A 12,696-nucleotide genomic window follows, 5' to 3' on the forward strand; every position below is an offset into this window, starting at 1 on the left:
TTTTCTTGTTCAAATCTCAGTATCTTCACTACCGTAGGGAATACAGATGACAAATTCAGATCCTTTTCCTAGTTGCGAATTTACTTCGATATTTCCACCATGTTTTTCTACGACAATTTGCCGAGCGATCGCCAGTCCTAACCCTGTGCCTTTTCCGACGGTTTTTGTGGTAAATAAATGGTCGAATATTTTTTGTTTAATTTCTTCAATCATCCCCTTACCATTATCTGCAATAGCAATTTTTACTTGTTTATTTTCGCTAACAGTCGTAATAGTAATGCGGTTAGGATTAGCTTTGATTTCTTCATAACTCCGCCCTGTATTAGAATCATCTAAGGCATCAATGGCATTTGCCAAGATATTCATAAATACTTGGTTTAATTGTCCAGGAAAACACTCTATTAGAGGTAACTCACCATAATTAGTGATCACTTCAATGGCTGGACGTTGCTGGTTAGCTTTTAGGCGATGTTTGAGAATTAAAATTGTACTATCTAAACCTTCGTGAATTTTAAATAATACCTTGTAATCCTTATCAGCACAAGAAAAGGTACGAAGACTTGTACTAATATGTTTTAATCGGCCGCAAGCCATCTCCATCGCATCAAGTACTTTAGGTAAATCTTCTAACGTGTAATCTAAGTCAATTGCTTCGGCATGATCCAAAATGCCATCATGGGGATTAGGCAAGTTTTTTTGATACAGTTTTAAGTGTTCAACCACATCTGCAATCATGGGTTTAGTTTGCTTCAAACTCGCCCCAATGAAGCCCAGGGGATTATTCATTTCGTGGGCTACTCCAGCTACTAAATTACCCAGTGCTGACATTTTCTCACTTTGCACAATTTGTAATTGGGCTTGTTGTAAATCTTCTAAAGCTGTGGCGAGTGCTTGCGATTTTTCTGTGGCTATTTCCTCAGCTTGTTTGCGTTCGCTAATATTAATGGTTGTGCCAACGATGCGATAAACTCTACCTGTAGCATCTTTTAAGGGACTGAGTGTAGTTAACCACCAAGTTTCTTGGTTATGAAATGTGAGACACTCTTCATAGGTGATAGGCATTCCCGTTTGGGAACAATGCAGATATTTGTGATGCGTTGCTGCACCTTCACCGGGTGCTAGCAATTCTTGGGGAGTTTTACCCAGCACTTGCGTAGCAGAGATACCAATTGTTAGTTCACAGGATTTGCTCCATCCTGTATATTCAAATCTACCATTTTCTCGAACATCAGTTACAAATATCAGACAGCCAACACCTTCATAAATACTGCTGAGAAATTTTTCGCGCTCTTGTAGATGATGATATAGTTGGGCATTTTCTAGAGAAATAGCAGCTTGTGTGCAGAGAAAATTCAAAACAGCCAGGCGATCGCTCGTAAATACCCCAGCCGTTATATGATTTTCTAGGTAAAGGATTCCTACCAACTTTCCTTGATTAATAATTGGTGTACAAAATATACTCTGGGGTTGATGTTTGAGCATATATTCGCCAATTAATCCGGGAATGTCTGTTTTACAATGATCAATAACAACTGTTTGTTGAGTATTTTTAACGTAGTGAATAATATTTCTGGGGATATCTTCACAAGTATCTAATAGTTGTGAATTGAGGAGAGTTTGGATGGGAGTTGGGGAATTTTTTTGTTCATGGATAGAGGTAATAGCTTTGACTTGCCAAGTATCTGCATAAGGAAGCAGCAAAGCGGATTTTTTCGCTCCAGAGTTTTCGAGAATAATTTGGGTAAAGCTGGCAATCAGTTCGTCTAATTCAATGGTGCTGGAGAGAGCTTGTGCGGCTTTGAGAATAGATGTAAAATCCAAGATATCAGAAACGCTGGTGCTACCCGTGCCGGAAGCGGGTTTAGATGAGGAACTTCCCGCAACTGCAATCTTAGTGATGGTTTCCAGAGGATTAATATTAAGTCGGCGCTGTTGCAAAATTGGTTGTAGCAGTTGAGTATAGCGTTTTTCTAAATCCTCTACTTTGGCTGAACTGCCCCAACGTGAATAGCAATAATAAGCTTCTTGCATATAACCTGCGGCAACTTTTTCTTTACCCCAGTCGAGGTAGAATTTGGCAGCTAGTTCATTGGCGAGGGCTTCTTCGTTGAGATATTGATTTTCTTTCGCTCCTTGAATAGCCAGATCGTATAATTCGATGGCTGCGGTTTTTTCATTGAAGAAACGGTGTTTTTCTGCTGCTACCAAATGGTATTTGTGTAGATGATTCATGGGTGCATAATTTGCCCAATGCTGCAACTTGATTTGATTTTCTTGCACGCGCTCAATATTTGCTTGAGAATCTGTGGTGAGTGCTATTAACGAATCGTAAAAATAAAAGACAGGTTCGATAATAGTTCCTACACAGGCAGACAAATTTTGCCGGCTTTGTACTGCATCTTGTTCAGCTTTAGTATTATCTCCTAACCAAAAATTCAAGATACATCTGTGGAGATAAAAAATACATAAGCGAAACGCATCCTGGGATGCTTGCACTTGAGCAACTAATTCTGCTTCATAGGAATCTTGACGTAAGGTCACTTCATCTTCTGAATGACCTAATAAAATTAGAGCAGTTTCCCAGTAGATTAAATAATGCTTGGCTGTGGTGACTTGGTTGAGGTCTTGTAAATGCTGGTGATAAGCGCGAATTTGGGATTCCAGTTCAGGTAGTGGTTGTCCAGACCAAAAAGCATTCAAGGAAAACACTTGTACGGTGTAGATGACAAATTCCAGATTGCCTGTTTCTAATCCTGCTTGATAGCCTTCTTGAAATATTGGTAGTGTTTCTCGTAAATGGGCAGTGCAGTGGTGAACATATCCGGCAAAAACCACAAAGGTTGAGACTCGCTGACTTTTAGCCTCTGGCTCTTTGGCAAGGTGGTAAGCTAATTTACCAAACTGCTGAACCTCCCTCATTTCTTCCCAGATAATTTTGACTTGAAAGGCATAACTAGCATAGCTAACAGGAGAAAAAAGACTATTACCAAATTGAATGGAAAGTTTAACTTGTAAGGCGACCACTAAAGGATATAGTGGTGAACTTGTCATGTAACACGCTGGTAAAATGCTGGCGGCAATTTGGACTACAGCAAACTTTTCCGCATCTTTCATCTTCGGGAGATGAATCAAATCTTCAATAGAGCGATCGCCTATTAAGGTGTTGATTTCCTGTCGTGCTTGCTCAACATCCTCTGGGGTGGGGCTATCGGGCAAATTGATTCCCAATCCTTGGAGGACTGATTTACCTGTGGCGATGGCTTCTAGAAATTCATTGCGGGAGTTCAACGCCTGGATTTTTACTTGATACACCTGCATTTGATCTAGGGGCGTTTTGGCATAATGAATGACTGTCTCAATCCAGTGATTCATCTGGGCAAAATCACCGCATAACCAGGCAATTTCGGCGGCTAATTCATGCAGAGTTAAAGTGATTGCATATTGTCGCTCCCATGCTTCTAACCCTAGCAAAGCTAGTCCGGTGGTGGCATATTCACGGGCTGCTTGATAAGCGGTTGCGGCTCTGGCTTTGCGGCCAGCAGCTAGGTTGAGTTGGGCTAATTCGTCTCGTTCTGGTTGTGCAACTACTAGGGTGGTGCCATAGTTTAACTGATTGACCAGTTCAAAAATCCGTTCTTCTCTAGCTGCTGGGGAAATTTGTTGCAGTAGGAGTTGTCCGATTTGGTAATGGGCGATGGCTCGTTCGGCTTCGGGAATTAAAGAATAGGCTGCTTGCTGGACGCGATCGTGTAGAAATTTATATGTAACAACTGGGGAATTTTGTTGCGTAGGTATCTGTTCTTCTCCCACAAAAAATTTATAAATCTCATTTTGGGGAATAATTAAGCCTGACTGTAAAGCATTCCACAAAAAAGCTGCTGTTTCTAATTCTGATTGTTGTGAAACAATTGCTAGTGTTTGTAAATCAAACTGATTACCAATACAAGCCGCTAACTTTAAAACGTCTTGAGTGGATGGCGGCAATCTTTTTAATTGAAAAGCCATAAAAGCCACAACATCATCTGTCAGGGCTTGCTGGTTTATTTGGGTGATATCACATTGCCAACATCCCTCAGCAAAATTAAATACAATCAGCCCATCTTGATGTAGCGCTTTGAGAAACTGAGTCGTAAAAAATGGATTACCTTGAGTTTTTTGGCAAATTAATTGGGAAAGTGTCCATGCCGATTCTTCTGCACAATTTAATGTATCAGCGACTAATTTATTCAGTTTTAAATGACTCAAATTTTTGAGAGTAACTGTCTGAAGTTTTGCTTCGGATTGTTGAATTTCATTTAAACTTATCATCAAAGGATGGGCTGATGATACTTCATTATCTCGATAAGCACCTATTAATAATAAATAACCCCGATTTGCATCACTCATTAATAATTGCATGAGTTGCAAAGAGGCCGAATCTGCCCACTGCAAATCATCCAAAAATATTACTAATGGATGTTCTTTAGTCGTAAATAATTGAATAAATTTTTGAAATAATAAATTAAATCTATTTTGTGCCGCTAATCCTGATAATTCAGGTGCAGTTGGTTGTTCGCCAATTATTTGGGCTAATTCGGGAATAACTTCAATGATTACTTGCCCATTTTCACCCAAAGCCTGGAGAATTTGCGTTTTCCATTGGTGTAATTGCCGATCATTTTCGGTGAATAACTGCCCCATTAAATCACGGAGAGCTTGCACAAAGGCAGAAAAGGGAATATTGCGATTGAATTGGTCAAATTTACCTTTAATAAAATAGCCACGTTGTTTGACTATCGGTTTATGAACTTCATTGACAACTGCGGTTTTACCAATGCCAGAAAACCCAGCGACTAACATCATTTCGCTGTTACCTTGAGCAACTCTAGCAAAGGCTGCTAGTAGTTGCTGAACCTCGGTTTCTCTACCATATAATTTTTCGGGAATTAGGAAGCGATCGCAAATATCTCGTTGGCCAATGATAAAATTTTCGACTGTACCGATTTCTTTGAGTTGTCTAAGACATTTTTCTAAATCATATTTTAAACCCAAAGCACTTTGATAGCGGTCTTCGGCATTTTTTGCCATCAATTTCATGACGATATTTGAAATCACCAGGGGAATCTCGTTCCCTAATTCGGGAGGAATTTTCGCAATATGACAATGGACTAACTCTAGAGGATCATCAGAAATAAATGGTAATTGTCCTGTGAGAATTTCAAAAAACGTTATTCCTAAGGAATAAAAATCACTGCGATAGTCAATTCCTCGATTCATTCTCCCAGTTTGTTCGGGAGATAAATAAGCTAGTGTACCTTCTAAAACATTAGGACCTTTGATTTCTGGGGTTTCTTTAGGCAACAGAGATGCAATACTAAAATCAATTAATTTAATTTGTTTTGTTTCCGGATTAATTAAAATATTAGCGGGTTTAATATCTTTATGAATGATACAGTTTTGATACAGTTCGTGGAGAATATTTGTTAACTGGAGGCAGATAGTTAATATTTCAATTAAGGACAATGATTGATATTTATAATATTCCCGTAAAGAAATGCCACCAAAATCTTCCATCACCAAGGCATAACTGTTGCGATAAGATTCCAAACTATAGAAACGCACAATACCGGAAATATGTAAATTTTTGCCGATAGCATACTGATTCCGAAACTGTAATAGTTCACTAAAAGTAGGGTATTCTCGGTTGAAAATTTTGATGATTACATATTGTTGATCTGCTTCTCGCACTGCCCGATAAACTGTGGTTTTAGAACCACAATACAAGTTTTCTATGAAAAAATATCCCGGTATTGTGATCGCTAAATCTACATCTTTATTCATATTCTTTGACTCCAATTGGATATTTATTTATATTAATCAGTATGCCCATGTATGTATACGGACTAACACAATTTGTAGCGATTACCAGCCATAAATTCTGCTTGATTAGAAAAAAAAATATCATTGAATTGAATATTTTTTGTAAGTGCTTTACTAAAGTTGATGATTTTATTTTTTAATAATAGAATTGGAAGATTTACCCGCCAAAATTATCAATTTAAAAAAGTGATAACTAGATGAATATGCTCGTCAAAGAAGGTTTGGATATCGGTTCATTGAACTCACGTTAACATAAATTAAAAAGCCCACAGGTAAAAAACCCAAGGGGCTAAAAATATAATTATTCCTTATAGAAACAAGTCGTAAAACTAGAAAAAACCTAACTTTAGGTAATAGTTGGAAATTTAAGACTTAATTCCCTCTACAATACTGGTACCATAGTTATCGTAAATAGGCTGAATTGATGTAATTTTCCAGCCAGCTTGACTGTAAATATACTGCCATTGCTCTTCGGTGCGTTCCTTTCCAGGACACGAAATCATCATGTTGATATCGAGGAATTTTGCTGCTGTGCCATCGACATTCCCCATCGGAGGTAAAACTGCATCTACGCAAATTATCCGACCATTACCTTCCATTTTGGCGTGACAATTCTTGAGCAATTGAATACATTTGGCATCATCCCAGTCATGAATGACGAGTTTCATAATGTAAACGTCTGCGGCAGGGACATCCTCGAACATATCTCCACCAATAAATTGGATGCGGTCAATAATATCTTCTGTTTCGTTGACTATTTTGCTTTTAGCAATAGGGATTAAGTCTGGCATGTCTAGCACAATGCCATGCAGATGTGGATATTTTCTTACCAATTCCAGGGCGAGATGACCAAAACCGCCGCCGATATCAGCAACTTTTTTGCTCTCTGATAAATCACAATGCTTCAGCACACCTCGCAGAGAATTGAGGCTATTTGATTGCATGGCTGCGCCAAAATCTGCCATTTCTTTGGGGTTAGCTTGGCAATAATCCCAATACTCCATTCCCAACTGATTTTTTGTCTGTGGCTGACCTGTAGTTAGTGCATCAGGACAACCTGCCCATATTTGCCACCAAGTACCACCAAAAATTTCTGCAAGTTTTTTGACGGATACAGACGAGTCTAATGTCAGGACATCTGATAATGGGGTGGCACCAAATTTGCCCTCAGCATCTTCTGTGAAAACACCTACACTGGCACAGGCACGTAAAACTCTTGCCAAAAACTCAGTATTAGCTTTGACTCCATGAACTTGGGTCAATTGCATTGCTGATTGAGGGCCATGAAGCTTGATTAAATCGGGTATGTCAAGACGAGTAATTGTGGAAATTGTCTGCGAAACCCATGCACCTACGAGCATCTGCATAACAATTTCTTGTGGGGCTGCTTCTGGATTCACTGTTTAACCCTCTGTATCTGCAATGTTTACTTTTGTACACAAAATTTAGTTTATCAGGTAAGTAAGGAGTAGGGAATCAGGATTTTTGCCGGACATTTACTTTATTGCAATGTGGTGCAGGGAATACAGATGATAAATTCTGCTCCTTTTCCTAGTTCCGAAACTACTTCAATATTTCCACCATGTTTTTCTACCACAATTTGACGAGCGATCGCTAGTCCTAAACCTGTGCCTTGTCCTACTGTTTTTGTAGTAAATAAATGGTCGAATATTTTTTCTCGAACTTCTTCAGTCATTCCCTGACCATTATCAGCAATGATGATTGTGATTTGATTATTTTCTAGAAAAGTTTTAATAGTAATTTGGTTGGGATTAGCGTTAATTTCTGCATAGCTTAAACCTATGTTAGATTCATCCAAAGCATCAATGGCATTAGCCAAGATATTCATAAATACCTGATTTAATTGCCCAGGAAAACATTCAATATCAGGAAAATCACCATATTCGGTAATTACGGCAATTTCTGGACGTTGCTCGTTGGCCTTCAGGCGATGCTTAAGAATCAAAATTGTACTATCTAAGCCCTCATGAATATTAAAAGGTATTTTTTTTTCCGTATCTGCTCGAGAAAATGTCCGCAGACTAGTTGATATGCTGCGAATCCGACTCACACCTTCTGCCATTGAAGCTAGTATTTTAGGTAAGTCTTCCCGCAGATACTCTAAGTCAATGGTGGCAATTTCTTGCTGAATATCCTGATCTGGTGCGGGAAATTTTTCTTGATATAAATCAAGTAAGCCAAATAAATCTTGAATATAATCAAGAGCAGGTTGAATATTTCCAGCAATAAAGCCAACAGGGTTATTAATTTCATGGGCTACCCCAGCCACTAAATTACCCAGTGCCGACATTTTTTCATTTTGTACTAACTGAAGTTGGGTTTGCTGGAGATGTTCTAATGTTTGTTGTAGTTGAGTTGCTTGGTTTTGAGTTTCCAAGAATAAATCTGTTTGCTTGAGTGCAACGCCCATTTGGGCGCCAACTTGCTGGGCAAATTGAATTTCCGAAGCTTGCCATTCACGCGGGCGATCGCATTGATGAATGCAGAGTAATCCCCACAGTTCTTGTTCTTGCATAATTGGCACTACCAACGCTGCTTTGACTTGGAATTGCGCTAAAATGGCTCGATGGCAATCGATGACTACATCTGAGTTGACATCAGGTAAGGCACAAAAGCGGCCTTGTTTATACAGGGTGGCATAGTTTTCACCAAAGCAATGATCTTGAACTTTCACCGCTAAAGCAGAAGTAAATGCAGGTAACACATCCTCGGCGATAAATTCGCCATATTCGTAATTTGCATCTAGATGAAACTGATAAATTCCCACCCGATCAGCGTCGAGAATGCGCCGGATATTTTGGGTGACTGCACGGAAAATAGCATCTAAATCTAAAGACTGTCGCACCTGATTTACAACATTAAATAAGGTTTTTTGTTGTTTGAGGGATTGTTTTAGCTGTTGCGCTTTTTCTTGAGCTTCTTGATACAGCCGGGCATTTTCCAGGGAAATGGCAGCTTGGGCAGATAATAGTTGAATAATTTCCAGGCGATCGCTGGTAAATGTACCAATGGTTAATTGATTTTCTAGATATAAAATTCCGATTAATTTACCCTGGTGCAAAATCGGCATACACAAAACGCTTTTGGGTTGTTGCTGGATTAAATAAGGATCAGCAATAAAACTATTTTGTGTAGTTGCGTCATCCCAAACGATGGTTTTGCAGCTGCGTTTTACATAATTGATCAGGGACAAAGGAATATCTGTACTATTTTCATAGGGTATGGATACTAAATTAATGCCTTCCTCTTGAGTTGCTAGAGCTTCAACTATCCAATTTTCATTTTTAGGTACAAGTAAAGTAGCTTTTTTCGCTCCCGCATTTTCCATCACCACTTGCATTAAAGTTGTGAGCAATTTCTCTAATTGAATTTCACTAGAAAGACTCTGAGAGGCTTTGAGAATAGTGGCAAAATCGAGTCCTTGGGAAATACTTTTATTGCTAGAGTTAATTGTGTGGCAGGTTTGATCAACAGTTGCAGAACTAGTTCCACTAAATCCCAAACGATTTTTTGGGGCTTGTAAAATAGCAACCAGTAATTGCGGATAGCATTTTTCTAGGTGATGAATTTTAGCTGTAGCACCCCAACGGCTATAGCAGTAATAGGCTTCCTGCATGTAAGCTTGTGCTACCTTATCTTTGCCCCAGTCGAGGTAAAATTTGGCTACTAGTTCATTAGCTAAGGCTTCCTCTTGAATAAAATTATTTGCTTTAGCTCCTTGGATAGCTTTATCGTAATAGTCAATAGCTGCGGTTTTATCGCCTGATACCCGATGTAGTTCAGCAGTCACCAAGTCGGATTTATGTTGAAAATTCATTGGTGCAGCATCTACCCATTGACTGAGTTCAGCTTGATTTTGCTCGACTCTGGCGAGAGAGTCAGAGGCGATGGCTACCAAAGAATCGTAGAACAAAAAGACAGGAATTAAAAAACAACCAGTACCAGCCATTAAAAAATTTCTGGCCTGTTCAGCACTGATTTGTGCTTGGGGAATATCACCGATTAAATAGCTAAAAATAGTTTTGTGACTGTAAGCTGTTAATAAACCCAAAAAGTCTTGATTTTCTAATAATCTGGGAATTATTTGCGCCTCATCAAAAGCTATTTTTGCAGTAGATTTACCTTTGGGCTGCTGGAGATTTAACACGGCTTGATAACAAGCTTGTAGATATTGCAGAGCCGTGGTTTGATGGAGACGTTCTACTGCTTGCACAAGATTGGCCATTTCTGAAGCTAAATCGCTTAATTCCTGCCCTGCAAAGTAAGCAGCTTGACTCATCCCATCAGCACAATGGGCGGCAAATTCCAAATCTCCCGTTTCTAAACTGGCAAAATAAGCTTCTCGAAAAAACCCCACCACATCTTGATAAGGCATCATCCGAGGTAAGACTATCCAGCCCAAACTTGCCAAAACTCTTCCCATAACCGGGCGGGCTTCCGGATTAGCTATCAGTTGTAATGTCAACTGGGCAAAGCTTTTCGCCATATCCGTATGATTGGCGATCGCATTCAAAACGCTGTAATTAGCATAAAAATGAATTGACGCCAGTGCATTACCGTGAATAATTGCCGCCTCAACTTGCGATAAAGTCAGCAAAATAAATAAATCTAACCGAGCAAAATAGAGAATATGTGCAATTCTGGAGGCAATTTTTAGCACAGCCAGGGCCACAGGATCGCTCATTTGTGGCAATTGATCCAGTTGTGTGATTTCATATTGGGCTACAAGCTGGGCAGTACGTTGAAAGGCAGCCCCCTTCACCTCCTCGGAAACGGGATCTGGTAAATCAAGCCCCAGTTGCGAAAAAATATCCAATGCCACCGCAATAGCTTCATGCAGTTGGTTTTGAGATCCATAGGCATGAATTTTCATGTCATAGGTGGGTATAGTATCTAGTAAGCTCCTTGCTTGACTTAAAATCACCTCACTCAGTGGGAACATTTCTTCAAACTGTCCTTCTAAGCACGTTGACTCTACAGCTAAGTTATACAATCCTAATGTCAATTCATAGTGAGTCTGCCAACTATCATTCGGTAATAATTCAATGCCAAATTTTGCATAATTACTAGTTGCACTATAAGCCGTGGACTGGAGTGCTTTTTTCGCAACTTGTAAATTCAACTTGGCTAGGGTTATTAGTTCTTCACTATTAACAATTAGCTTTGATGCCAAATTAAGATGATTAACAATATCAAAAAGATGCTTTTCTAGTTCTTGTGGGGATAAATTATTTAATAATAATTGTCCAATTTGCAAATGAGTTAGTTGTTTTTCTTCATCAGGAATTAAGGCATAAGCTCCTTGTTGTACCCTGTCATGCAAAAATCGATAAGTTATAGAAACAATTTCTTGGGGTGCGTCTAACTCTGCTGCAAATTGAAAAAATTGATAAAACTGATTAATCGGCACAATTAAACCTTCTTGCAAGGCTGTCCATAAATCCGCAGCCGTGTCTGCAAGAGATTTTCCATAAATAATTAGCAAGGTATTAAAATCAAATTGATTACCAATACAAGCGGCTAATTTTAAAATATTTTGTGTTGCTGTAGGCAATTTATGTAATTGCCAAGCCATAAATTCAACTATATCATCAGTTAAAGACTCTACTTGAATCTGAGTAATATCACATTGCCAATAACCTGATACTAAATTAAATTCAATTAACTTATCTTCATGTAAACTTTTGAGATATTGAGTAGCAAAAAATGGATTTCCTTGAGTTTTTTGATATATCAAATGAGTCAAGGGCATTGCCAATTCTTGATTGCAGCTAAGAGTATTGGCAACCAAGTTATTTAAATCTGACTTTTTTAAAGGGGCTAAATTAATTGTGTTAACAGGAGCAGATTTTTTAATTTCATTTAAAGTCAACATCAATGGATGTGCTGGAAATACCTCGTTATCTCGATAAGCACCAATGAGTAATAAATAACCCTGGTCAAATTCGTCAATTAATAATTGCATCAATTTTAAAGATGCTGAATCTGCCCACTGTAAATCATCCAAGAAAATAACTAATGGATGCTCTTTGGTGGTAAAAATTTGCATAAATTTCTCAAATAAGAAATTAAAGCGATTTTGGGCAGCTATTCCTGACAGTTCTGGTACTGATGGTTGTTCACCAATAATTTTAGCTAGTTCGGGAATTACATCAATAATTACCTGTCCATTCTCTCCCACAGCATTTAATATCTTAGTTTTCCATTGCTGGATTTGCTCATCACTTTCACCTAATAATTGCTCTATTAAATTCAAAAATGCCTGCACAAATGCTGAAAACGGAATATTCTTTTGAAATTGGTCAAATTTCCCTTTAATGAAATATCCGCGTTGCCGTACAATTGGTTTATGCACTTCATTGACAACCACAGTTTTACCAATTCCCGAAAATCCAGTCACTAGCATGATTTCGCTGTTACCATTAGCGACTCTCTCAAAAGCTTGTAGTAGGGTTTCTACTTCTTGTTCTCTACCGTATAGTTTTTCAGGGATGATGAATTGGTCAGTGATATCTCGACTTGCTAAGATGAAATCTGTGATTATGTCTGTAATTTGAAGTTGCGATAAACAAGTTTCTAAATCATGTCTTAATCCGGCTGCACTTTGATATCTATCTTCGGCATTTTTTGCCATTAGTTTGGCAATAATTTGGGCAATAATTGGGGGAATATTTGGGTTAATGCTCTGAACTGATGGGGGGATTTTGGCAATATGGGCGTGTACCAGTTCCATTGGATATGCAGGGTAAGAGCATCTCAATCAGGGTAAGAGCATCTCAATCAGGCTTGACACAAGGAATCAGAAGAATCTAAAGT

3 protein-coding genes are annotated in these 12,696 nt (G+C 38.6%); all 3 read right to left on the minus strand.

Features of this window, described 5'->3' with window-relative positions; translation table 11 throughout:
* Positions 1–9 precede the first annotated feature (9 nt).
* On the minus strand, positions 10–5,820 hold the full coding sequence (locus tag ACM0OS_RS20615; RefSeq protein ID WP_414545069.1) for an AAA family ATPase: 5,811 nt from the start codon (positions 5,818–5,820) through the stop codon (positions 10–12).
* Between the two features lie 404 nt (positions 5,821–6,224).
* A complete protein-coding gene (locus tag ACM0OS_RS20620) occupies positions 6,225–7,259 on the minus strand; it encodes a methyltransferase (RefSeq protein ID WP_414545070.1) in 1,035 nt (344 codons plus the stop codon).
* Between the two features lie 101 nt (positions 7,260–7,360).
* Positions 7,361–12,613 carry an AAA family ATPase gene (locus tag ACM0OS_RS20625; protein ID WP_414545071.1) on the minus strand — a complete coding sequence of 1,751 codons (5,253 nt, stop codon included), beginning with the start codon at positions 12,611–12,613 and terminating at the stop codon, positions 7,361–7,363.
* Positions 12,614–12,696 lie beyond the last annotated feature (83 nt).

It is taken from the genome of Nostoc sp. CCY0012, from assembly GCF_963920855.1.
GTDB lineage: Bacteria > Cyanobacteriota > Cyanobacteriia > Cyanobacteriales > Nostocaceae > Cyanocohniella.